The sequence below is a fragment of the Mycobacterium celatum genome, assembly GCF_002101595.1.
In the GTDB taxonomy this organism is placed as follows: domain Bacteria; phylum Actinomycetota; class Actinomycetes; order Mycobacteriales; family Mycobacteriaceae; genus Mycobacterium; species Mycobacterium celatum.
In genome coordinates this window covers 214,332-236,790 of sequence record NZ_LQOM01000024.1, presented here as the reverse complement: position 1 = coordinate 236,790, position 22,459 = coordinate 214,332, and the positions used below count along the sequence as shown (strand labels likewise).

Below are 22,459 nucleotides of genomic sequence, written 5' to 3'. Positions count from 1 at the left end.
AGTTGACCGCGGCCACCCTGCACAGCGATGTGCTGATCATCGGCGCGGGAAGTGCTGGATCGGTTGTGGCCGAGCGGCTTTCCGCCGACCCTCACCGCGTGGTGACCGTCCTGGAGGGCGGCATCGGGCTGGGCGATCCCGCGCTACTGGCTCAGACCGCCAACGGGCTGCAGCTGCCGATCGGCGCGGCCAGCCCGCTGGTGCTGCGGTACCAGACTCAGCTCACCGAGCATCCGCCACGCCAGATTCCGATCATGCGGGGCGCGACCATCGGCGGGTCCGGCGCCGTCAACGGCGGCTACTTCTGCCGTGGGCTGCCTCGCGACTTCGACGGCTACCAGCTGCCCGGTTGGGGATGGCGGGACGTCATCGACCACTTCCGGGCCATCGAAACCGACCTGGATTTCGCCGGGCCGGTCCACGGCGACGGCGGCCCCATCGCAGTGCGGCGCACCACCGAAATCGTCGGCAGCACCGCAGCTTTCGTCTCTGCAGCGGAGCGCGCGGGATTCGACTGGATCGACGACCTCAACGACCCACACGCGGCGGCGGGCGTGGGGGCAGTGCCGCTGAACATCGTCGACGGCGTGCGCACCAGCGCGGGCGCGGGTTATCTGATGCCCGCGCTGCAGCGGCGCAACCTGACGCTGCTGACGCAAACGCGGGCGATGCGTCTGCGGCTTTCCGGCAACCGCGCGGCCGGGGTGGACGCGGTCGGTCCCGGTGGCCCACTCACGGTGACAGCGGATCGGATCGTGTTGTGCGCCGGCGCAATCGAGTCGGCGCACCTGCTGATGCTCTCCGGGATCGGCGAGGAAAGCGTGCTGCGGGCCGCCGGAATCGACGTGGTGACGCCGTTGCCGGTCGGGATGGGGTGCAGCGATCACCCGGAATGGGTGTTGCCGACGAACTGGGCGGTCGCGGCCAGCAGGCCGGCGCTGGAGGTAGTGCTCAGCACGCCCGATGGCCTCGAGATACGGCCCTACACCGGTGGTTTCGTTGCGATGGTCGGAGATGGTACGGCAGGCCATCCGGATTGGCCGCACATCGGGGTGGCGCTGATGCAGCCGCGAGCGCGTGGACGCGTCACGTTGGTCTCCGCCGACCCTCGGGTTCCGCCGCGGATCGAGCACCGCTACGACAGCGAACCCGCCGACGTCGCCGCGCTGCAGCGCGGGTGCGGATTGGCCCGCGAATTAGCCGCGAGCGCAACGCAAGTCGGTGAACCGGCGTGGTCGACGTCGCAGCACTTGTGCGGCAGCGCCCCGATGGGCGCTGAAGACGATCCGCGGGCCGTCGTCGATCACCGCTGTCAAGTGCACGGCGTCGACGGGCTGTGGGTGATCGACGGGTCGGTGCTGCCTGTGATCACCAGTCGCGGCCCGCACGCCAGCATCGTCATGCTCGGCCACCGGGCCGCCGAATTCGTCGAGTGAGTTGGCGGACGGGGCGCAGTTGCTGTCCATCGCGGCCCGGCGCCCACGCGCCGATTAGCGCGGCTGCCACGGCGATGACAATTGCCAGCACCAGAAACGAGGAGTCCATGGCCCGCGCGAAGGCGTCGCGGCTGATATCGGCGAGTTGCTCGCCTCGCGGCCCAAGGGTTTTGGAAACCTCCAGCGCCTGAGCCAGTGAATGGGCGGCCGGACCGCGCAGCGGTTCGGGAAACGCCTGCAGATGCGGCGCGACGAGGTGGCTGTAGCGTGTGGCGAGTATCGAGCCGGCCAGGGCGATCCCGACTGCCGCGCCGATCTCGCGGGTGGCGTCGTTGACCGCCGATGCGACGCCTTGCTTCTCGTCGGGAACCGCCGCCATGATGGCCGATGTTGTCGGCGCCGTGCACAAACCGATCCCGCTGCTGATCACAAACAACGGCCCAACCATGTCCAGATATGGCGAATTGACCTCGAGCGCACGGACCCAGAGAAATCCGGTGGCGATCAGCAGCAGGCCGATGAACACCACGACCCGCAGACCGAGCCGTGGAACATACCATTGGGACAGCACGGAAAAGGTCAGCATCGGGAGCATCAGCGGACTGAACGCCAATGCGGTCTGGATGGGGCTGTAGCCCATCACCAGTTGGACGAACTGCATCATGACGAAGAAGAAGCCGAACATCGCGATGAAGAAGACGGTGATTGTTGCCGCGCCGGTGGCGAAGTCCGGTCTGCGGAACAGCCGAACATCGAGCAGAGGGTGCCGCCGTCGAACCTCGACAAACCCGAAGACCACCGCCAAGACCACGCCGGCGCCCATCAAACCGCACACCAACGGGTCGCTCCAGCCGCGTTCGGGCGCCTGGATGACCGCGAAGACGAAAACCGCGACGGCGCCGCCGATTAGCGCCGCGCCCGGCCAGTCCAGCGGGGTCGCGCCTTCGTCGCGCGACGTGGAGACCGTGCACGCCAGGACGAAGATCAGTGCCGCACTTGCAGTGAACGCCCAGAAAATGGACTGCCACGGCCAGAAATACAGCAGTGCACCGGATCCGAGCATCCCGATGACCCCGCCGCAGCCCGCGACGCCGGCCCAAATGCCCACTGCCTTCATGCGTTCGTCGTTGCGATAAGCGGCGGTCAACAGCGACAGTGTGGCGGGCATGATGAACGCCGCGCCGGCGCCGGCGGCGCCGCGCGCGACGATGATCTGCAGCGGGCTGGTGAAGACTGTCGGCGCCACCGATGCGATCGCGAATGTGGCGAGGCCGATCAGCAGGGCTCCGCGCCGGCCGTAGCGGTCGCCGATGGCCCCGGCCGGCAGCAGCAGGCAGGCCAGCACCACCGTGTAACCGTCGACCACCCACGTCAGTTGGGATTGCGTCGCGGAGGTCGCCACGGCGAGGTCGCCCAGCGCGGTGTTGAGCGCAACCATCGATGCGATCACCAGCGACACGCCCATGCAGGCGACCGCCATTGTCCAGATTCGGGCGCGGCGGGAACCGAGCGGTGTCAGTCCATCGGTACGCTGATCAGGCCGGACGAAGGTATTGACCACTAAGGCGTGCCTCCTTTCGGCGGCGAGGCAAGTTTTGAGACTAACAGTCTCCTAGATAGACCGATAGTCTTGTTGCTAGACGGGAGGTGGTAGCCATCGCCGGCAGTACCGATCCCCGCCCGGCGCGGTCTCGAGCCCGATTGCTCGAAGCCGCCACTGCGTTGCTACGTTCCGGTGGGCCCAGCGCGGTGACCGTCGACGCGGTCACCCGAGGCGCTAATGTGGCCCGCGCTACCCTGTACCGCCACTTCCCGAGCGGAAACGATTTGCTCGCAGCGGCTTTCAACAGCCTGATACCACCGGCCCCCATGCCGTCGGAAGACGGGACGCTGCGCGATCGTCTGATCGAGTTGGTGGTGGCTCAAGGCCAGTTGATCGCCGAGGCGCCCGGTATGCTGACCGCGATGTCCTGGCTGGCGCTGGGCCGCGACTTGGAACAGCTACCCGAAGCGCGCCGCACGCCCGTCGCGGACAGCGCTGCGATCAGCACGCTGCGCGAGCGCATCGCGCAGCAGTACGCAGCACCGTTCGACGCCATTTTCGACAGCCCGGACGCGGCCGAATTAGGCGAGATCGACCGGACCCGTGCGATCGCCCTGTTGATCGGCCCGATGGTGGTGGGCCGGCTGAGCACGTTGCCGGATTTCGACTACCAGGAGTGTGCCCGCGCCGCCGTGGACGGCTTCCTGCACGTGCAGCGGACCCAGGGTAAGTCGGTCAGCGCAGCTCGTAGCGAATCGGCAGGTGCTTGAGTCCACCGACGAATACGGTCGCGATGAGCTCCGGCTCCCCGTTCAGCTCAATGGATTTCAGCCGCGGCAGTAGTTCGGTGAAGAAGCTGTTCACCTCCATGCGGGCCAGCGCAGCTCCCAGGCAGAAGTGCACGCCGTAACCAAATGCCAAGTGCTTGTTGGGATCCCGGCCTACATCGAAGCGGAACGGGTCGTCGAACACCTCTTCGTCGCGGTTGCCCGAAACATAGGACAGGTATACCGACTCGCCTTCGGCGATCGGCACCCCACGCACCGTGGTGTCCGCGGTCGCGGTGCGCATGAATTCCTTGACCGGGGTGACCCAGCGGATCATCTCCTCGGTGGCCAGCGGCATCAAGTCGAGGTTGTCGGTCAATCGGGCGCGCTGGTCGGGGTTTTCGATCAGCGCCTGCAGGCCGCCGGAGATCGTGGCGCTGGTGGTGTCATGGCCGGCGGTGGCAATGATCACGTAGTAGGACGCAGTGTCGATGTCCGAGAGCGGTTCGCCGTCGACGCGGGCGTTGGCGATCGCCGACGCCAGGTCCTCGGTCGGATGCTCCCGCCGGGACGCGGTGATTGCGTTGAAGTAGCCGAAGAAGTCGAGCAGGATTTGAAGCTGTTCTTCGGGGGTGTTGCCGCGCTTGAACTCCTCGTCGTCGCCACCGAAGAGTTCCTGGGTCAGCCGCAGCATGCGGGGGAAATCGGATTCGGGGATCCCCAGCAGCGACATGATCACGTACAGCGGGTAATTCACGGCGACTTCTTGGACGAAGTCGCATTCGGTGCCGGTAGCCATCATCTTGTCGACGTAGATCTTGGCCAGCTCGTCGACGCGAACCTTCAACGCGCGCATTGCCTTGGGCCGGAACCAGTCGGCGCCGATCGCACGGACCACCCGGTGCTGCGGATCGTCCATGTGGATCAACGTCCGCAGCCCCATCCCGGAATCCAGTTGCGCGCGCGCGAAGTCGTCTTGCTCGGCGGTGGCCAGCAGCGGCCGCGGCTCGTTGATCCACAAGCTGTTGTCCCGCTCGATGTCCATGATGTCGGCGTGTTTGGTGATCGCCCAGAACGGCCGGTACGGGGGACAGTCGACCAGCGACACCGGCGCATGGGCCCGCAGGTGGGTGAGCGCCGCATGCAGCCGCGGCTCGTCGGCATACGAGGTCGGGTCGGCGAACACCTTGGCGGCCTCGTCAATGATCGGAGTGCTCATGGGGCTCCTATACTTGACACCCGTCAACTTTTTCAAGTCTCGCACGACCGCAAATATGAGGGAAGCGGTTTGGGCGGATCCGTAAATTGGAGTTCCGTGCCGATGCGATTGCCTGAGCGCCGACGAGCGTGGGCCGCGCTGCTGGTAGCGGCGGCGGTGGCGGTCGGCTGCGGCCACGGCGGCAGCGCCGCACCGCAGAAATCCGAGCCGGCGTATGCCGGCCCGCTGGACGCGGCGGTGGTGCGCACGCCAATGGGCCCGATGCGCGGCTTGGTCGCCGCGGATTACCGCCTGTTTCAAGGCATTCCGTATGCCGCGCCGCCAGTCGGCGCCTTGCGCTGGCAGCCGCCGCGGCCGGCGGCGCCGTGGCCGGGGACGTTGGAGGCCAGCAAGCCCGGGCCGCAGTGCGTTCAGGAAACCCCGCGTGAGGCCCGGACGGTCAAGCCGACCGGCGAGAACTGCCTGACGCTCAACGTGTGGACTCCCGCCCCGGGACGGCCCGACAAGCGCCCCGTGATGGTGTGGATTCACGGCGGCGGCTTCGTCAACGGCAGCGGCGACATCTACAACGCGCGCTGGCTGGCCGCCAAGGGCCACATCATCGTCGTCACGATCAACTACCGGCTGGGTGCGCTCGGATTCCTGGCTCACCCGGCACTCGGGACCGGCGATGACGTCGGCAACTACGGGCTGGCCGATCAGCAGGCTGCATTGCGGTGGGTGCGAGACAACATCTCCGCGTTCGGCGGCGACCCGGGCAAGGTGACCATTGCCGGAGAGTCTGCCGGCGGGATGTCGGTGTGCGATCACCTGGTGGCGCGGGGATCGGCGGGGCTGTTCCGCGCCGCGATCATCCAAAGCGCGCCGTGCCAAGCACAAGCCGAGCTGCCGGTTGCCCAGCACATCAGCGTGGAGTATGCGACCTCCGTGGGTTGCCCGGATCCGGCCACTGCCGCCGGGTGCCTGCGCGCGTTGCCGGCCGGCAAGTTGACGCGACCGCCCTGGTACTCCTACATCGGCGACTCCGACGCGCTCACCGGCCCGGTGACCGGCACGGCGGCGCTGCCGATGGGGTCCGTCGCGGCGATGTCGGCCGGCCGGGCCGCGCGGGTGCCAGTGCTGATCGGCGTCAACCACGACGAGTTCACGATGTTCGCGGCGCTGCGCTATCTGAAGCGGGGCCACGGCGTCACCCCTGCCGAGTATCCGCGCGTACTGGCCGACATCTTCGGCGCCGACGGGCGAGGAGTACTGGCGCACTATCCACCTGAGCGCTACGGCGGCGACGTGTCGCTTGCCTACTCCGCGGCGGTCACCGACGGTGTCTTCGCCTGTGTCGCAGACAGAATGGCCGTCGCGCTGAGTCGGGCGGCACCGGTCTACGGCTACGAGTTCGACGATCCGCACGCGCCGGCGCCGGACCCGTTGCGGCACGCACCTTTTCCGGTCGGCGCCAGTCATTCTCTGGAGCTGCGCTACCTGTTCAATGTCGGCGGCGCCCCGCCGCTGACTCCCGAACAACGTGCGCTGTCGGAGCAGATGATCGCCTACTGGAGCCAATTCGTGACAACCGGCGTGCCGAAGGCCGCGGGCCAGCCCGGCTGGCCGACAGTGGGCGGCGACCACTCCCGCTGGATGTCGCTGCGTCCCGACGCCAGCCGGGTCACGACAAGCTTCGAGGAGGCGCACCAATGCCCGTTCTGGGCAACGCTGAAGGGTAAGTCGTGAGCGGGGTCAGCCGACCGGCGTGACCCAGGTCGTGATGTCGGCGTGCACGACCTCCACGCCGTTGCGGTCCGTAACGCCGACCGGCACGACCAGTTCGATGCCGTCGGTGATCTGAGCGAAGTCGGGCGGGTCCAGCTGGGCCACCGCCCGCAGCGACGTCGTGGCCTTCTCCAAGTAATGCACGTTCATGGCCTTGGGGATCCAGCGGTGGCTGCGCGGCACCGTGGCCTCCATCAGCATGCCCATCGCGACCTCGGCGGCGTTGCAGGACGCGATCGCGTGCACGGTGTGCAGATGGTTGTGGACCAGAATCCACTTCGGAATGCGCACCTCGGCCAGTCCGGGTTCCATCCGGACCACGTGCGGTAGTACCGAGACGAAGTAGGGGACTCGTGCCATCGTCGCGACCGAAAACAGCCGGGTTCCGCCCGGGCGGCCGGACAGGCGCTTCCACGCCGCATAGGTGCTGGTCGGAGCGGTCATGACAGCACATCTTACTCTGGAGTAAGAAAGTGGCGCCGCAGCCCGCGTCGTCGCCGAGCTGGAATTTGGCCGATGCCGCGATCTGGGGCATACTGTTCAGGTTGCCTTGCGCCGGGTCAGCGCCTGGCCGGGCATACGACCGGCGCCCAGACGGGCGCGTCCGGTCCCATCCTTGGAGCGCGACGATTTGGCCGCGAACAAGGCTGCGTGAGGGCGACACACCCGACCGCGGGGGTCGGTGGACCAAGACAGGTAAACAGCGGCGCAACATCCGGCGCGACGCCAGACCACCGGCGCGCCGTGGGACCTAGGTCCGGACATTGGAGAGTGAGGTAGGAGAAGCGTGGCGGGACAAAAGATCCGCATCAGGCTCAAGGCCTACGACCACGAGGCCATTGACGCCTCGGCGCGCAAAATCGTCGAGACGGTCGTCCGGACCGGCGCAAGCGTGGTGGGTCCGGTGCCGCTGCCGACAGAGAAGAACGTGTACTGCGTTATTCGCTCTCCGCACAAGTACAAGGACTCGCGGGAGCATTTCGAAATGCGCACGCACAAGCGGCTGATCGACATCCTCGATCCGACACCGAAGACCGTCGATGCGCTGATGCGTATCGATCTGCCCGCCAGCGTCGACGTCAACATCCAGTAGGAGATCCAGACACAATGGCGAGAAAAGGCATTCTGGGCACCAAACTGGGCATGACACAGGTGTTCGACGAGAACAACCGGGTGGTTCCGGTGACGGTGGTCAAGGCCGGACCGAACGTGGTGACCCGAATCCGCACACCCGAGCGTGACGGCTACAGCGCGGTGCAGCTGGCCTACGGCGAGATCAGTCCGCGCAAGGTCAACAAGCCGTTGTCCGGTCAGTACGCCGCCGCCGGGGTCAACCCGCGCCGGCACCTGGCCGAGTTGCGTCTCGACGACGCCGACGCGGCCGCCGAATACGAGGTGGGTCAGGAGCTGACGGCCGAAATCTTCGCCGCTGGAAGCTATGTCGACGTGACCGGCACCTCCAAGGGCAAAGGCTTTGCCGGCACGATGAAGCGGCACGGTTTTGCCGGCCAAGGTGCCAGCCACGGCGCGCAGGCAGTGCACCGCCGCCCGGGCTCCATCGGCGGCTGCGCCACCCCTGCGCGGGTGTTCAAGGGCACCCGGATGGCCGGCCGGATGGGCAACGACCGGGTGACCACGCAGAACCTGTTGGTGCACAAGGTCGACGCCGAGAACGGCGTGCTGCTGATCAAGGGCGCCGTCCCCGGCCGCACCGGTGGGCTCGTCATGGTCCGCAGCGCGATCAAACGAGGTGAGAAGTGATGGCTGGCATCAAGATTGACGTCAAGACGCCGGACGGCAAGACGAGCGGCTCGGTGGAGCTGCCGGCCGCACTGTTCGATGCGCCGGCCAACATCGCTCTGATGCACCAGGTCGTCACCGCGCAGCGGGCGGCGGCGCGGCAGGGCACGCACTCGACCAAGACCCGCGGTGAGGTCCGCGGCGGCGGTCGGAAGCCCTACCGGCAGAAGGGCACTGGCCGCGCCCGGCAGGGTTCGGTGCGGGCGCCGCAGTTCACCGGCGGTGGCGTCGTGCACGGTCCCAAGCCGCGCGACTACAGCCAGCGCACCCCGAAGAAGATGATCGCCGCCGCGCTGCGCGGCGCGTTGTCGGACCGGGCGCGCAACGGCCGCATCCACGCGATCACCGAGCTGGTGTCGGGTCAGACCCCGTCGACCAAGAGCGCCAAGGCTTTTCTGGCCACGCTGACCGACCGCAAGCAGGTGCTGGTGGTGACCGAGCGCAGCGACGAGATCGGCGCCAAGAGTGCGCGCAACCTGCCCGGCGTGCATGTGCTGGCCCCCGACCAGCTCAACACCTACGACGTGCTGCGGGCCGATGATGTGGTGTTCTCCGTCGAGGCGCTGAACGCCTACATCGCCGCTAACACTTCCGAGGAGGTTTCGGCCTGATGGCGACCGTCACCGATCCACGCGACATCATCCTGGCGCCGGTCATCTCGGAGAAGTCCTACGGGTTGATCGACGACAACGTGTACACGTTTCTGGTGCACCCCGACTCGAACAAGACGCAGATCAAGATCGCCATCGAGAAGATCTTTTCGGTCAAGGTGGCGGCGGTGAACACCGCGAACCGGCAGGGCAAGCGCAAGCGCACCCGGACCGGTTACGGCAAGCGTAAGAACACCAAGCGCGCCATCGTCACGCTGGCGCCGGGCAGCAAGCCGATCGACCTGTTCGGCGCGCCGGCGTAGCCGAGGATAGAGAGACAAGCCATGGGAATTCGCAAGTACAAGCCGACGACACCGGGTCGTCGCGGTGCCAGCGTCTCCGACTTCGCCGAGATCACGCGCTCGACCCCGGAGAAGTCGTTGGTGCGCCCGCTGCACGGCCGCGGTGGCCGCAACGCGCACGGCAGGATCACCACTCGCCACAAGGGCGGCGGCCACAAGCGCGCCTACCGCGTGATCGACTTCCGCCGCAACGACAAAGACGGCGTCAACGCCAAGGTCGCGCACATCGAGTACGACCCGAACCGGACCGCCCGGATTGCGCTGCTGCACTACCTGGACGGCGAAAAGCGCTACATCATTGCCCCGCAGGGACTCTCGCAGGGCGACGTGGTGGAGTCGGGTCCGAACGCCGACATCAAGCCCGGCAACAACCTTCCGCTGCGCAACATTCCGGCCGGTACGTTGATCCACGCCGTGGAGCTGCGCCCTGGTGGGGGTGCCAAGCTGGCCCGCTCGGCGGGCTCGAGCATCCAGCTGCTCGGTAAGGAAGGCACCTACGCGTCGCTGCGGATGCCCAGCGGCGAGATCCGTCGCGTCGACGTGCGCTGCCGGGCCACGGTCGGCGAGGTGGGCAACGCCGAGCAGGCCAACATCAACTGGGGTAAGGCGGGCCGGATGCGCTGGAAAGGTAAGCGCCCCTCGGTCCGCGGTGTGGTGATGAACCCGGTCGATCACCCGCACGGTGGTGGTGAGGGGAAGACGTCCGGTGGGCGTCACCCGGTCAGCCCGTGGGGCAAGCCCGAGGGCCGTACCCGTAAACCGCACAAGCCCAGCGACAAGCTCATCGTCCGCCGCCGGCGCACCGGCAAGAAGCACGGGCGTTAAGAGGAGTAGCGATGCCACGCAGCCTGAAGAAGGGTCCGTTCGTCGACGACCATTTGCTCAAGAAGGTCGACGCACAGAACGAGAAGAACACCAAGCAGGTCATCAAGACCTGGTCGCGGCGGTCGACGATCATCCCCGATTTCATCGGCCACACCTTCGCCGTCCACGACGGACGCAAGCATGTGCCGGTGTTCATCACCGAGGCGATGGTCGGCCACAAGCTTGGTGAGTTCGCGCCGACGCGCACTTTCAAGGGACACATCAAGGACGACCGGAAAGCCAAGCGGCGATGACTACCAAGACTGAATTTCCTTCTGCGACAGCCAAGGCGCGCTTTGTGCGGGTGTCGCCGACCAAGGCGCGCCGGGTGATCAACCTGGTGCGCGGCAAGTCGGTGTCCGAGGCGCTCGACATCCTGCGCTGGGCGCCGCAGGCGGCCAGCGTTCCGGTGGCCAAGGTCATCGCGAGCGCGGCGGCCAACGCCCAGAACAACAATGGGCTCGATCCGGCGACGCTGGTGGTGGCCAGCGTCTGCGCCGACGACGGCCCCACCGCCAAGCGGATCCGTCCGCGCGCCCAGGGCCGAGCGTTCCGGATCCGTCGGCGCACCAGCCACATCACCGTGGTGGTGGAAAGCCGTCCGGTGAAAGACGAACGCTCCTCGCAGTCGGCTCGGTCCCGTCGCGCCCAGGCGAGCAAGGCCGCCGCCAAGAAGGCGCCCGCCACGAAAGCGCCGGCCAAGAAGGCGCCGGCGAAGAAGGCATCCGCCGCCAAGTCCGCGGAAGCGGCCAAGAAGACCGATGAGGCTTCTGAAGCGAAGGGAGGCTCGCAGTAGTGGGCCAGAAGATCAATCCGCACGGCTTCCGGCTCGGCATCACCACCGACTGGAAGTCTCGGTGGTACGCCGACAAGCAGTACGCCGAATACGTCAAGGAAGACGTGGCGATTCGCCGGCTGCTGTCCACCGGCCTGGAGCGCGCGGGGATCGCCGACGTGGAGATCGAGCGCACCCGCGACCGGGTCCGAGTGGACATCCACACCGCCCGGCCGGGCATCGTCATCGGCCGCCGCGGCACCGAAGCCGACCGCATCCGCGCGGACCTGGAGAAGCTGACCGGCAAGCAGGTCCAGCTCAACATCCTCGAGGTCAAAAACCCTGAGTCACAGGCACAGTTGGTGGCCCAAGGCGTCGCCGAGCAGCTGAGCAACCGGGTCGCGTTCCGGCGCGCAATGCGCAAGGCCATCCAGTCGGCGATGCGCCAGCCCAACGTCAAGGGCATCCGGGTCCAGTGCTCCGGCCGTCTCGGCGGCGCGGAGATGAGCCGCTCGGAGTTCTATCGCGAGGGTCGCGTCCCGCTGCACACGCTGCGCGCCGACATCGACTACGGCCTGTATGAAGCCAAGACCACCTTCGGCCGGATCGGCGTGAAGGTGTGGATCTACAAGGGCGACATCGTCGGTGGCAAGCGCGAGCTGGCTGCTCCGACGGCAGGGGGCGCCGAGCGTCCGCGCCGCGAGCGGCCATCGGGTACCCGTCCCCGCCGCAGTGGCGCCGCGGGCACAACGGCCACCAGCACCGACGCCGGTCGGGCCGCTTCGGGCGGTGACGACGCCGCGGCCACCGCGGCTCCGGCCGAGGAGCAGGCCGCCGAAACGCAGAGCACGGAGAGCTGAATCATGTTGATTCCCCGCAAGGTCAAGCACCGTAAGCAACATCATCCGCGTCAGCGCGGCATCGCCAGCGGCGGAACCACGGTGAGCTTCGGCGACTACGGCATCCAGGCTTTGGAGCACGCCTACATCACCAACCGGCAAATCGAGTCCGCTCGTATCGCCATCAACCGCCACATCAAGCGTGGCGGCAAGGTGTGGATCAACATCTTCCCGGACCGCCCGCTGACCAAGAAGCCGGCGGAAACCCGGATGGGTTCGGGTAAGGGTTCACCGGAGTGGTGGGTGGCCAACGTCAAGCCGGGCCGGGTGCTCTTCGAGCTCAGCTACCCGAACGAGGCGATCGCGCGGGCCGCGCTGACCCGAGCAATCCACAAGCTGCCGATCAAGGCACGCATCGTTACCCGAGAGGAGCAGTTCTGATGGCAGTGGGCGTTTCCGCTGGCGAACTGCGCGAGCTCACCGGCGAAGAACTGGTCGACAAACTGCGTGAATCCAAGGAAGAGCTGTTCAACCTTCGCTTCCAGATGGCGACCGGGCAGCTCAACAACAACCGTCGACTTCGCACGGTGCGTCAGGAAATCGCGCGCATCTACACCGTGCTGCGCGAACGTGAACTCGGCCTGGCTTCCGGGCCCGAGGGTGAGGAATCGTAATGGCAGAGGCGAAGACCGGCGCTAAGGCCGCGTCCAAGAAGGCCGCTCCGAAGAAGGCAGCTCCGAAGGAGGCCGCGACCCCGAAAGACAAGGGGCCCAAGCACACTCCGCGCACGCCTAAGCCGCGGGGCCGGCGCAAGACCCGCATCGGTTATGTGGTCAGCGACAAGATGCAGAAGACCATCGTCGTCGAGCTGGAGGACCGGGTGCGACACCCGCTCTACGGCAAGATCATCCGCACCACCAAGAAGGTCAAGGCGCACGACGAGAACAGCATCGCCGGCATCGGCGACCGGGTCTCGCTGATGGAAACCCGCCCGCTGTCGGCGACGAAGCGCTGGCGGCTCGTCGAAATCCTGGAGAAGGCCAAGTAGCCACGCAGCGCCACCAGGCGCAAAAGCCCCTATTTCGCAACGGAATTGGGGGCTTTTGCATCTTCTCACGCCGGGTTGGCGACCAAGGTGCCGTCGGGCGCCGCGTCAATGCGTGTTCCGAAGTGCCGGCTGGCGTCGTCAAGCGTGCCGCGCAGCCATTCGGCGTCGCCGGGTGAGGCGTGCTCCAGCCGCATGCGGCGGGCCCGCATCGGAACCAGGCGCAGCGCGACAAGCGCACCGCTGCCGCGGTCTACCGTTGCGAAGTACAGCACCCGCAGCTCGTCGCGGTACTCCTCGTAGCCGGCGATGCCCTCGTAGTCGTTGACGGTGTCGCCGCAGCCGTAGAGGATCAGCTTGCCGCGGTACACCTCGACCGGGCGCGGATGGTGCGACGAATGGCCGTGCACCACGTCGACGCCCGCGTCGACCAATCGGTGCGCGAAGCGAACCTGGTCCGACTCGATGCGGTATCCCCAGTTGGAGCCCCAGTGCAGCGACACCACCCCGATGTCGCGCGGCCGCTTGACGGCCAGGACTCGGTCGGCGAGCTCGACGGCGTCCCGCTCGGACAGCTCTGCGACGGCGACTCCGGGCCGCGTCGCCGTGGCGGCCCAGCCGAGCGGAACCCCGCTGGAGGTCATGGCGGCGGCAGCGGTCACAATCCGCGTTCCGTCCGGAAGCCCAAGCACCGCAGGCTGTTTCGCTTCGCTGGCGTTGAGTCCCGCGCCGACGGGCTGAATTCCGGCGGCAGTGAGCGCACGCAGCGTGTCGGCGAGCCCGGTGGGACCGAAGTCCAAAATGTGGTTGTTGGCCAGCACGGCGACGTCCGGCCGGACGACGGTCAGGCATCCCCGGTTGTCCGGGTGCATCCGGTAGTGCACCGCCTTGCCGGGCGCGAAGTCGCCGTCGGCGGTGACGGCGGTCTCCAGGTTGAGAATGCGGGCGTCCGGAGCGACGTCGTCGAGCACCGTCAACGCATCGCCCCACGGCCAGGCGTCGTCCACCGGAGCGGGAATCGGACCGTTGGCGCGCTCGGCCAGCCGCACGTAGCTTCTCGCGTCGGTTACCGCCGGCTCCCGCAGCGTGGGATCGCCCCCGTGCGGCAGGATCTGGTCGACGCCGCGGCCGGTCATCACGTCGCCGCACAGGAATAGGGTCAGCTCGGCCTGCGTCACATATCAGGTGTAGCCGCTGCGTTGCCGATCGAACAGTGTTGGTGCCGTTCGACCGGTATAGTCGCCGCACCGACAAGCGGAACGGAACGGGCAATGGCCACAGAGTTTCAGGGCAAGATCGAGTTGGACATTCGGGACTCCGAACCGGATTGGGGCCCGTACGCCGCGCCCGTCGCACCGGACAACGCGCCCAACGTCCTCTATCTGGTGTGGGACGACGTCGGCATCGCGACGTGGGACTGCTTCGGCGGACTGGTCGAGATGCCTGCGATGACCCGCGTCGCGGACCGCGGCGTGCGGCTCTCGCAGTTCCATACCACGGCGTTGTGCTCGCCGACCCGGGCGTCGCTGTTGACCGGTCGCAACGCCACCACGGTCGGCATGGCCACCATCGAAGAGTTCACCGACGGATTCCCCAACTGCAACGGCCGCATCCCGGCCGACACCGCGCTGCTGCCCGAAGTACTTGCCGAACGTGGCTACAACACCTACTGCACCGGCAAATGGCATCTGACTCCCCTCGAGGAGTCCAACCTGGCGTCGACCAAGCGGCACTGGCCGCTGTCCCGCGGGTTCGAACGGTTCTACGGCTTCATGGGCGGCGAGACCGACCAGTGGTACCCCGACCTGGTGTACGACAACCACCCAGTGCCGCCGCCCGGCACCCCCGAGGATGGCTACCACCTGTCGAAGGACATTGCCGACAAGACAATCGAATTCATCCGCGACGCCAAGGTGATTGCGCCGGACAAGCCGTGGTTTGCCTACGTGTGCCCCGGAGCCGGCCACGCCCCGCACCACGTCTTCAAAGAATGGGCTGACAAATACGCCGGCCGCTTCGACACGGGCTACGAGCGTTACCGCGAGGTCGTGCTTGAACGGCAAAAGTCGATGGGCATCGTCCCACCGGAAACCGAACTGTCGCCGATCAATCCGTATCTCGACGTGACGGGCCCCAATGGTGAGCCCTGGCCGTTGCAGGACACCGTGCGGCCGTGGGATTCGCTCGGCGACGACGAGAAGAAGCTGTTCTCCCGGATGGCGGAAGTGTTCGCCGGCTTCCTGAGCTACACCGACGCCCAAATCGGCCGCATCCTGGACTATCTCGAGCAATCCGGCCAGCTGGACAACACCATTGTCGTGGTGATCTCCGACAACGGCGCCAGCGGCGAAGGCGGGCCGAACGGGTCGGTCAACGAGGGGAAATTCTTCAACGGCTACATCGACACCGTCGACGAGAGCATGAGATTCCTCGACCGTCTCGGCGGCCCGGAGACCTACAACCATTACCCGATCGGCTGGGCGATGGCGTTCAACACCCCGTACAAACTGTTCAAGCGCTACGCCTCGTACGAGGGCGGCATCGCTGACACCGCAATCATCTCCTGGCCCAACGGGATTGCGGCCCACGGCGAGGTCCGCGACAACTACGTCAGCGTCTGCGACATCACGCCCACCGTCTACGACCTGCTCGGCATCACCCCTCCGCACACCGTCAAGGGAATCCCGCAAAGACCGCTGGATGGCGTGAGTTTCAAAGCGGCGCTGCAGGATCCGACAGCAGATACCGGCAAGGACACCCAGTTCTACACCATGTTGGGCACCCGCGGGATCTGGCACGACGGCTGGTTCGCCAACACCGTGCACGCCGCCACCCCGGCGGGCTGGTCGCATTTCGACGCCGACCGCTGGGAGCTGTTTCACATCGCGGCCGACCGCAGCCAGTGCCACGACTTGGCCGCCGAACAACCAGAGAAGCTCGAAGAACTCAAGGCGCTGTGGTTTTCCGAGGCCGCCAAGTACAACGGGCTACCACTGGCCGACCTGAACCTCTTCGAAACAGTGACCCGGTGGCGGCCGTACCTGTCCGGCGAGCGGTCCACCTACACGTACTATCCCGATGCGGCCGAGGTCGGTATGGGCGCCGCCGTCGAGATCCGCGGCCAGTCGTTCTCGGTGGTCGCCGACGTGACCGTGGACAGCACCGGCGCCGAAGGGGTGCTGTTCAAGCAGGGCGGGGCGCACGGCGGCCACGTCCTGTTCATCCAGGACGGCCGGCTGCACTACGTGTACAACTTCCTTGGTGAGCGGCAACACATAATCGCCTCACCCGGCGCAATTCCGTTGGGCCGGCATCTTTTCGGTGTCCGCTACACTCGGTCTGGCACGGTGCCGGGAAGTCACACCCCGCTCGGCGAAGCCGTGCTGTACGTCGACGACCAAGCTGTCGCGTCGCTGCCGGAAATGACCACCCAGCCCGGCACCTTCGGACTGGCCGGCGCCACCATCAGCGTCGGGCGCAACAGCGGTTCGGCGGTGTCCAGCCGCTACAAGGCGCCCTTCGCGTTCACCGGCGGCGCCATCGCGCAGGTCACCGTCGACATCTCCGGCACACCCTACGAAGACCTGGAAAAGAAACTGGCACTGGCATTTTCGCGTGACTGAGTTAACCGAGCTGGTCGACCTTCCGGGCGGATCGTTGCGGATGGGGTCCACCAGCTTCTACCCAGAGGAAGCGCCGATCCATACCGTCACGGTGGACGCGTTTGCGGTCGAGCGTCACCCGGTGACCAACGCCCAATTCGCCGAATTCGTGACGGCGACAGGCTATCTGACTGTCGCCGAGCAACCGATCGATCCCGCCCTGTACCCCGGTGCCGACCCGGCTGACCTCGTTCCCGGCGCGCTGGTGTTCAAGCCGACGCCCGGTCCGGTCGACCTGCGGGACTGGCGGCAGTGGTGGCACTGGGTGCCGGGTGCAAGCTGGCGTCACCCATTTGGCCCCGACAGCGACATCTCCGGCAAGGCCGAGCATCCCGTCGTACAGGTGGCCTACCCCGACGCCGCGGCGTACGCGCGCTGGGCCGGGCGGCGACTACCCACCGAAGCCGAGTGGGAGTACGCCGCCCGCGGCGGAACCACCACGACCTACGCGTGGGGCGAAGAGGAGAAGCCCGGCGGGCAACTGATGGCCAACACCTGGCAGGGCCGTTTCCCTTACCGCAACGAGGGCGCGCTCGGCTGGGCCGGAACGTCGCCGGTGGGGACGTTTCCGCCCAACGGATTCGGGTTGCTCGACATGATCGGCAACGTCTGGGAATGGACCACCACCAAATTCTCGGCGCATCACCGCCCGAACCAGCCGCCTAAGTCGTGCTGCACGCCATCCGGGCCCGCGGATCCGACCGTGGCGCAAACCCTCAAGGGCGGCTCGCACCTGTGCGCGCCGGAGTACTGCCACCGCTACCGGCCGGCGGCGCGCTCGCCGCAGTCGCAGGACACCGCCACCACCCATATCGGGTTCCGCTGCGTGGCGGATCGGTGACTACCGGTCGTACAGACCGGCGCGGTATTCGGCGCGGCAGGCGCGGCGGGCCAGCTTGCCGCTGGTGGTGCGGGGAATGGCGCCGGCGTTGACCAGGCGCACATCGGCCACTGCCAGGCCGTGCGTACGCGACACCGCGGCGCGGATGGCGTCGGCGACCGGCGCCTGTTCGGCCCGGCCCGCGCCGGCAGCGCGTTCGGCGATGACCACCAACCGTTCACCGCCGTCGCCCATCACCGAAAATGCCGCGACGTACCCGGCGCGCACCGCCGGCGACGACTTCGAGACGGTGGCCTCGATGTCGTGCGGGTAGTGGTTGCGCCCGTCGACGATCACCAGGTCTTTGATCCGCCCGGCGATGTACAGCTCGCCGTCGAGGTAAAAGCCCAGGTCACCGGTCCGCAGCCACAGGCCGTTCATGGCCGAGCCCTCGGCGTGGCTGCCCTGTTCGAGGCGGGTCTGCAACTTGTTGTGGAAGACCCGTTCGGTCTCCTCGTCTTTGTCCCAGTAGCCGCGGCCGATGTTGTCGCCGTGCAACCAGATCTCGCCGACGGCGCCGTCGGGCAGTTCGGCGTCGATGTCCGGGTCGGCGATGACGGCCCACTGGTTGCGCAGCACCTGCCCACAGGAGACCAGAGCGACGGCGTTGGGGGCGTCGGGCGCCACCGTCACCACCCGGCCGGCGCCGAGCGCTTCGCGGTCGACGTGGATCGCGCTCGCCCGCGCCGCCTGGGCGATGCTGGCGACCGACAACGTCGCCTCGGCCATGCCGTAGGACGGTTTGACCGCCGTCGGGGGCAGCCCGTAGGGCGCGAACGCCGCGACGAACTGGTCGATGGCGGCCATCGTCACCGGCTCCGATCCGTTCAGCAGGCCGGTCACGTTGCGCAGGTCCAGGGTCTCCCCGTCGGCCGGCAACCCGCGCTTGGCGGCCAGCTCGTACGCGAAATTTGGTGCGGCCGCGAAGATTCGGCCGTGCACCGATTCCGCGGCCAGCTCCTTGATCCACCGGTACGGCCGGCGGACGAACGCCAGCGGCGACATCAACGTGATGTAGTTGCCGAACAGCGCCGGGAACATGATCATCATCAGGCCCATGTCGTGATAGAGCGGCAACCAGCTCACGCTGCGGATGTTCATGTCCAACTCGCCGGCGATGATCATCTGCAAGACGTTGGTGCACACCGCGCGGTGGGTGATCTCGACGCCGGCCGGTATGCGGGTCGACCCGGACGTGTACTGCAGGTAGGCGATGTCGTCGGTGCCCAGCGTCGGGGCGACGAACGTCGAGCCCACCGAGTCAGGCACCGCGTCGACGGCGATCACCCGCGGGCGCCGCGACCGGGGCAGCTTGCGCAGGAACGCGCCGACGCCTTCGGCCGCCGAGCTGGTAGTCAGCACGGCCGACGGGGCGCAGTCGGCGAGCACCGCATCAAGCCGTTCGTCATGCCCGGGCAGCTCCGGGGCGAACAGCGGGACCGCAATGTTGCCGGCGTGGATGGCCGCGAAGAAGCCGGCGACGTAGTCCAGGCCCTGGGGTGCCAGCACGGCGACCCGGTCACCGGGCCGAGTGACCTGCTGCAGCCGGGCGCCGACCGCGCGCAGTTTGGCTCCCAGCTGGTTCCAGGTCAGCTCGGCGGCAACCCCGTCCCGGTCGCGGGTGTAGTCCATGTACCGGTAGGCCGGGGCGTCCCCGTTCTCGGCAACGGTCTCGTCAAGGCACGACGGCAACGTGATCCCGTCGGGCAAAACGATGTTGCCTGCGGTGTCGAAGCAGTCCCCGATGTTCATTGTTGGCGCAACCAGGTTGTCGCACAGCGGATCCCGACCATGGATCAAATCTAATAAACAATCTAACAATCTGCGCAGTCGGGGGACCGTGGCGCTCGTCACCAACGACGGCGAATGTCGGCTGGATCTCCCGCCCGGGAGGTGGCACCGGCCGATCGGGCGCAATTTGGCGCTGAGCAGGCCGTCACCTAGACTCTAGGGGTTGCCGTGGGCAGACCTCGGCCGGCGATTTCGTCGGCCCCGCGTGCCCTTCGGTGATGAAACTACGCTCGTCAGGCCGCGACGGCACACATGGGCGTGCACACGCGAAACCAGGTCAGGAGATCTAGTGATTCAGCAGGAATCGCGGCTGAAGGTGGCCGACAACACCGGCGCCAAGGAGATCTTGTGCATCCGCGTGCTCGGTGGCTCGTCGCGGCGCTACGCCGGTATCGGCGACGTCATCGTCGCGACGGTCAAGGACGCGATCCCGGGCGGCAACGTCAAGCGCGGTGACGTGGTCAAGGCCGTGGTGGTGCGCACGGTCAAGGAACGCCGCCGGCCCGACGGCAGCTACATCAAGTTCGACGAGAACGCGGCCGTCATCATCAAGCCCGACAACGACCCGCGCGGCACCCGCATTTTCGGCCCGGTCGGCCGCGAACTGCGCGAGAAGCGCTTCATGAAGATCGTTTCGCTGGCCCCGGAGGTGTTGTAGATGAAGGTCCACAAGGGCGACACCGTGCTGGTCATCTCCGGCAAGGACAAGGGCGCCAAGGGCAAGGTGCTGCAGGCTTACCCGGCCCGCAACAAGGTGCTCGTCGAAGGCGTCAACCGGATCAAGAAGCACACCCCGATCTCGACCAACCAGCGCGGCGCACGCTCCGGCGGCATCGTCACGCAGGAAGCGCCGATCCACGTCTCCAACGTGATGGTGGTCGACTCGGACGGTAAGCCCACCCGGATCGGCTACCGGCGAGACGAGGAAACCGGCAAGAAGGTCCGCATCTCCAAGCGCAACGGCAAGGACATCTAACGATGACGACGGCAGAAAAGGTTCAGCCCAGGCTGAAGGTGCGCTACCGCAACGAAATCCGGGATTCGCTCCACAAGGAGTTCGGCTACCGCAACGTCATGCAGATCCCGACCGTGGTCAAGGTCGTCGTCAACATGGGTGTCGGCGACGCCGCCCGCGACGCCAAGCTGATCAACGGCGCGGTCAACGACCTCGCGCTGATCACCGGGCAGCGACCCGAAATCCGCCGCGCCCGCAAGTCCATCGCGCAGTTCAAACTGCGCGAGGGCATGCCGATCGGGGCGCGGGTGACATTGCGCGGTGATCGGATGTGGGAGTTCCTCGACCGCCTGACTTCGATTGCGCTGCCGCGTATCCGCGACTTCCGCGGGCTGTCGCCCACGCAGTTCGACGGCGCAGGCAACTACACGTTCGGGCTGGCCGAGCAGTCGGTGTTCCACGAGATCGACGTGGACTCGATCGACCGGACCCGTGGCATGGACATCACCGTCGTCACCTCGGCGACGACCGACGACGAAGGACGAGCGCTGTTGCGGGCCCTCGGCTTTCCGTTCAAGGAGAACTGAGCAGATGGCGAAGAAGGCACTGGTCAACAAGGCGCAGCGTAAGCCGAAGTTCAAGGTGCGCGCCTACACCCGCTGCAGCAAATGCGGCCGCCCACATGCGGTTTACCGCAAGTTCGGGCTCTGCCGGATCTGCTTGCGCGAGATGGCGCATGCCGGCGAGCTGCCGGGCGTGCAGAAGAGCAGTTGGTGACGGGACATAGGACGCAACTATGACGATGACGGACCCGATCGCAGACTTCTTGACACGTCTGCGCAATGCCAATTCGGCCTACCACGACGAGGTGACGCTGCCGCACTCGAAGATCAAGGCCAACATCGCCGAGATCCTCAAGCGCGAGGGTTACATCAGCGACTACCACGTTGAAGACGCCCGAGTCGGCAAAGCGCTTGTGGTGCAGCTCAAGTACGGCCCCAGCCGGGAACGCAGCATCGCGGGTCTGCGCCGGGTGTCCAAGCCGGGTCTGCGGGTGTACGCGAAATCCACCAACCTGCCGCGGGTGCTCGGCGGCCTGGGTGTGGCGATCATCTCGACCTCCTCGGGCTTGCTCACCGACCGTCAGGCGGCCAGACAGGGCGTGGGCGGCGAAGTCCTCGCGTACGTGTGGTGAGGGGTTAACAATGTCGCGTATTGGTAAGCAGCCGATCCCGGTTCCTTCCGGCGTCGACGTGACGATCGACGGCCAGAACGTCTCGGTGAAAGGCCCCAAGGGCACCCTGGAGTTGTCGGTCGCCGAACCGATCACGGTGTCGCGCAACGACGATGGCGCGATCGTGGTGAGCCGGCCCAACGACGAGCGGCGCAACCGTTCGCTGCACGGGCTGTCTCGCACCCTGGTGGCCAACCTCGTCACCGGCGTGACGCAGGGCTACACCACCAAGATGGAGATCTTCGGCGTCGGCTACCGCGTGCAGCTCAAGGGCAACACGCTGGAATTCGCGCTGGGATACAGCCACCCGGTGGTGATCGAGGCGCCGGAAGGCATCACGTTCGCGGTGGAGACACCGACGAAGTTCTCGATCTCGGGGATCGACAAGCAAAAGGTCGGCCAGATCTCGGCGAATATCCGCCGGTTGCGCCGCCCCGACCCGTACAAGGGCAAGGGCGTGCGTTACGAGGGCGAGCAGATCCGCCGCAAGGTCGGAAAGACAGGTAAGTAGCCATGGCTGGAACACAAGCAGACGCGCGGAAGCCGGTGGGGCAGAGCGTATCCGCAGCCCGTCGCGCAGCCCGGCTGCGCAGGCACGCACGGCTGCGCAAGAAGATCTCCGGCACACCGGAGCGCCCGCGGCTGGTGGTACACCGGTCGGCACGGCACATTCACGTGCAGCTGGTCAACGATCTCAACGGCACCACGCTGGCGGCGGCCTCCTCGATCGAGGCCGATGTGCGCGGCGTGGAGGGCGACAAGAAAGCCCGCAGCGTGCGGGTCGGCCAGCTGATCGCCGAGCGGGCCAAGGCCGCCGGCATCGACACCGTCGTGTTCGACCGCGGTGGCTACACCTACGGCGGCCGGATCGCCGCGCTGGCCGACGCTGCGCGCGAAGGCGGGTTGAAGTTCTAGATGACTGACGACGGA

General features: G+C 66.9%; 28 protein-coding genes. 23 read left to right on the top strand and 5 right to left on the bottom strand.

Annotation, left to right across the window (positions count from 1 at the left end; all coding sequences use genetic code 11):
• Nucleotides 1–2: 2 nt before the first annotated feature.
• Nucleotides 3–1,436, top strand: a complete 1,434-nt coding sequence (gene mftG, locus AWB95_RS09130; RefSeq protein WP_085168049.1) for a mycofactocin dehydrogenase MftG — start codon at nt 3–5, stop codon at nt 1,434–1,436.
• On the opposite strand, the gene AWB95_RS09125 is transcribed toward mftG, so the two are convergent.
• Nucleotides 1,399–2,916 (bottom strand): MFS transporter, encoded by a 1,518-nt coding sequence (locus AWB95_RS09125; protein WP_099539538.1) that lies wholly within the window; start codon nt 2,914–2,916, stop codon nt 1,399–1,401. The genes mftG and AWB95_RS09125 overlap by 38 nt on opposite strands.
• Nucleotides 2,917–3,137: 221 nt before the next feature.
• On the opposite strand from AWB95_RS09125, the gene AWB95_RS09120 reads away from it, so the two are divergent.
• Entirely contained in the window at nt 3,138–3,749 is a 612-nt protein-coding gene (locus AWB95_RS09120; protein ID WP_274520117.1) for a TetR/AcrR family transcriptional regulator, read from the top strand.
• Here the strand turns inward: AWB95_RS09120 and AWB95_RS09115 are convergent.
• Nucleotides 3,715–4,965 carry a cytochrome P450 gene (locus AWB95_RS09115; protein WP_085168043.1) on the bottom strand — a complete coding sequence of 417 codons (1,251 nt, stop codon included), beginning with the start codon at nt 4,963–4,965 and terminating at the stop codon, nt 3,715–3,717. The genes AWB95_RS09120 and AWB95_RS09115 overlap by 35 nt on opposite strands.
• A gap of 102 nt (nt 4,966–5,067) precedes the next feature.
• Here AWB95_RS09115 and AWB95_RS09110 point away from each other — a divergent pair, with 102 nt between their 5' ends.
• A complete protein-coding gene (locus AWB95_RS09110; RefSeq protein ID WP_085168041.1) occupies nt 5,068–6,693 on the top strand; it encodes a carboxylesterase/lipase family protein in 1,626 nt (541 codons plus the stop codon).
• A gap of 6 nt (nt 6,694–6,699) precedes the next feature.
• Here the strand turns inward: AWB95_RS09110 and AWB95_RS09105 are convergent, their stop codons facing one another.
• Nucleotides 6,700–7,176, bottom strand: coding sequence for a hotdog fold domain-containing protein (locus AWB95_RS09105; protein ID WP_062540364.1), 477 nt, complete (start codon nt 7,174–7,176; stop codon nt 6,700–6,702).
• A 343-nt stretch (nt 7,177–7,519) separates the two neighbouring features.
• Here AWB95_RS09105 and rpsJ point away from each other — a divergent pair, with 343 nt between their 5' ends.
• From rpsJ to rpsQ, 11 genes are read left to right on the top strand one after another with little or no spacing between them, the layout of a single operon-like run.
• Complete coding sequence (rpsJ, locus tag AWB95_RS09100; RefSeq protein ID WP_003873519.1) at nt 7,520–7,825, top strand: 30S ribosomal protein S10; 306 nt, start codon at nt 7,520–7,522, stop codon at nt 7,823–7,825.
• 14 nt (nt 7,826–7,839) lie between these two features.
• Nucleotides 7,840–8,493, top strand: a complete 654-nt coding sequence (rplC, locus tag AWB95_RS09095) for a 50S ribosomal protein L3 (protein WP_062540363.1) — start codon at nt 7,840–7,842, stop codon at nt 8,491–8,493.
• Nucleotides 8,493–9,143, top strand: coding sequence for a 50S ribosomal protein L4 (gene rplD / locus AWB95_RS09090; RefSeq protein WP_062540365.1), 651 nt, complete (start codon nt 8,493–8,495; stop codon nt 9,141–9,143). The genes rplC and rplD overlap by 1 nt, the downstream gene beginning before the upstream one ends.
• On the top strand, nt 9,143–9,445 hold the full coding sequence (gene rplW, locus AWB95_RS09085) for a 50S ribosomal protein L23 (protein ID WP_045373352.1): 303 nt from the start codon (nt 9,143–9,145) through the stop codon (nt 9,443–9,445). Before rplD ends, rplW begins: the two co-directional genes overlap by 1 nt.
• A gap of 21 nt (nt 9,446–9,466) precedes the next feature.
• Nucleotides 9,467–10,309: a 50S ribosomal protein L2 gene (gene rplB, locus AWB95_RS09080; RefSeq protein ID WP_062540362.1), complete on the top strand. Its 843-nt coding sequence runs from the start codon at nt 9,467–9,469 to the stop codon at nt 10,307–10,309.
• An 11-nt stretch (nt 10,310–10,320) separates the two neighbouring features.
• Nucleotides 10,321–10,602 (top strand): 30S ribosomal protein S19, encoded by a 282-nt coding sequence (gene rpsS, locus AWB95_RS09075; RefSeq protein ID WP_045373356.1) that lies wholly within the window; start codon nt 10,321–10,323, stop codon nt 10,600–10,602.
• A complete protein-coding gene (rplV, locus tag AWB95_RS09070; RefSeq protein WP_085168039.1) occupies nt 10,599–11,144 on the top strand; it encodes a 50S ribosomal protein L22 in 546 nt (181 codons plus the stop codon). The genes rpsS and rplV overlap by 4 nt, the downstream gene beginning before the upstream one ends.
• On the top strand, nt 11,144–11,983 hold the full coding sequence (rpsC, locus tag AWB95_RS09065; protein ID WP_085168037.1) for a 30S ribosomal protein S3: 840 nt from the start codon (nt 11,144–11,146) through the stop codon (nt 11,981–11,983). The genes rplV and rpsC overlap by 1 nt, the downstream gene beginning before the upstream one ends.
• 3 nt (nt 11,984–11,986) lie before the next feature.
• Nucleotides 11,987–12,403, top strand: coding sequence for a 50S ribosomal protein L16 (gene rplP / locus AWB95_RS09060; protein ID WP_045373361.1), 417 nt, complete (start codon nt 11,987–11,989; stop codon nt 12,401–12,403).
• On the top strand, nt 12,403–12,636 hold the full coding sequence (gene rpmC / locus AWB95_RS09055) for a 50S ribosomal protein L29 (RefSeq protein ID WP_045373363.1): 234 nt from the start codon (nt 12,403–12,405) through the stop codon (nt 12,634–12,636). The genes rplP and rpmC overlap by 1 nt, the downstream gene beginning before the upstream one ends.
• Nucleotides 12,636–13,010: a 30S ribosomal protein S17 gene (gene rpsQ, locus AWB95_RS09050; RefSeq protein WP_062540611.1), complete on the top strand. Its 375-nt coding sequence runs from the start codon at nt 12,636–12,638 to the stop codon at nt 13,008–13,010. The genes rpmC and rpsQ overlap by 1 nt, the downstream gene beginning before the upstream one ends.
• A gap of 65 nt (nt 13,011–13,075) precedes the next feature.
• Here the strand turns inward: rpsQ and AWB95_RS09045 are convergent, their stop codons facing one another.
• Complete coding sequence (locus tag AWB95_RS09045; RefSeq protein WP_062540612.1) at nt 13,076–14,185, bottom strand: CapA family protein; 1,110 nt, start codon at nt 14,183–14,185, stop codon at nt 13,076–13,078.
• Nucleotides 14,186–14,278: 93 nt separating this feature from the next.
• Here AWB95_RS09045 and AWB95_RS09040 point away from each other — a divergent pair, with 93 nt between their 5' ends.
• The gene (locus AWB95_RS09040; protein ID WP_062540613.1) at nt 14,279–16,630 is read left to right on the top strand and encodes an arylsulfatase; all 2,352 of its coding nucleotides are present in this window, start codon (nt 14,279–14,281) and stop codon (nt 16,628–16,630) included.
• A gap of 40 nt (nt 16,631–16,670) precedes the next feature.
• Nucleotides 16,671–17,510 carry a formylglycine-generating enzyme family protein gene (locus tag AWB95_RS09035; protein WP_062540614.1) on the top strand — a complete coding sequence of 280 codons (840 nt, stop codon included), beginning with the start codon at nt 16,671–16,673 and terminating at the stop codon, nt 17,508–17,510.
• Here AWB95_RS09035 and AWB95_RS09030 read toward each other — a convergent pair whose 3' ends face one another.
• On the bottom strand, nt 17,511–19,301 hold the full coding sequence (locus tag AWB95_RS09030) for a fatty acyl-AMP ligase (protein WP_085168035.1): 1,791 nt from the start codon (nt 19,299–19,301) through the stop codon (nt 17,511–17,513). It abuts the gene before it with no gap.
• 328 nt (nt 19,302–19,629) lie between these two features.
• On the opposite strand from AWB95_RS09030, the gene rplN reads away from it, so the two are divergent.
• The 7 genes from rplN to rplR are packed head-to-tail and all read left to right on the top strand — an operon-like array spanning nt 19,630 to nt 22,444.
• Nucleotides 19,630–19,998 (top strand): 50S ribosomal protein L14, encoded by a 369-nt coding sequence (gene rplN, locus AWB95_RS09025; RefSeq protein ID WP_045373371.1) that lies wholly within the window; start codon nt 19,630–19,632, stop codon nt 19,996–19,998.
• Nucleotides 19,999–20,316: a 50S ribosomal protein L24 gene (gene rplX / locus AWB95_RS09020; RefSeq protein WP_062541324.1), complete on the top strand. Its 318-nt coding sequence runs from the start codon at nt 19,999–20,001 to the stop codon at nt 20,314–20,316.
• Between the two features lie 2 nt (nt 20,317–20,318).
• Complete coding sequence (rplE, locus tag AWB95_RS09015) at nt 20,319–20,882, top strand: 50S ribosomal protein L5 (RefSeq protein WP_062541323.1); 564 nt, start codon at nt 20,319–20,321, stop codon at nt 20,880–20,882.
• Between the two features lie 4 nt (nt 20,883–20,886).
• Nucleotides 20,887–21,072 (top strand): type Z 30S ribosomal protein S14, encoded by a 186-nt coding sequence (locus AWB95_RS09010; protein WP_003920619.1) that lies wholly within the window; start codon nt 20,887–20,889, stop codon nt 21,070–21,072.
• A 19-nt stretch (nt 21,073–21,091) separates the two neighbouring features.
• A complete protein-coding gene (gene rpsH / locus AWB95_RS09005; RefSeq protein ID WP_045373380.1) occupies nt 21,092–21,490 on the top strand; it encodes a 30S ribosomal protein S8 in 399 nt (132 codons plus the stop codon).
• Between the two features lie 10 nt (nt 21,491–21,500).
• Entirely contained in the window at nt 21,501–22,040 is a 540-nt protein-coding gene (gene rplF, locus AWB95_RS09000) for a 50S ribosomal protein L6 (RefSeq protein ID WP_062541322.1), read from the top strand.
• A gap of 35 nt (nt 22,041–22,075) precedes the next feature.
• Nucleotides 22,076–22,444, top strand: coding sequence for a 50S ribosomal protein L18 (gene rplR, locus AWB95_RS08995; RefSeq protein WP_099539547.1), 369 nt, complete (start codon nt 22,076–22,078; stop codon nt 22,442–22,444).
• Nucleotides 22,445–22,459 lie beyond the last annotated feature (15 nt).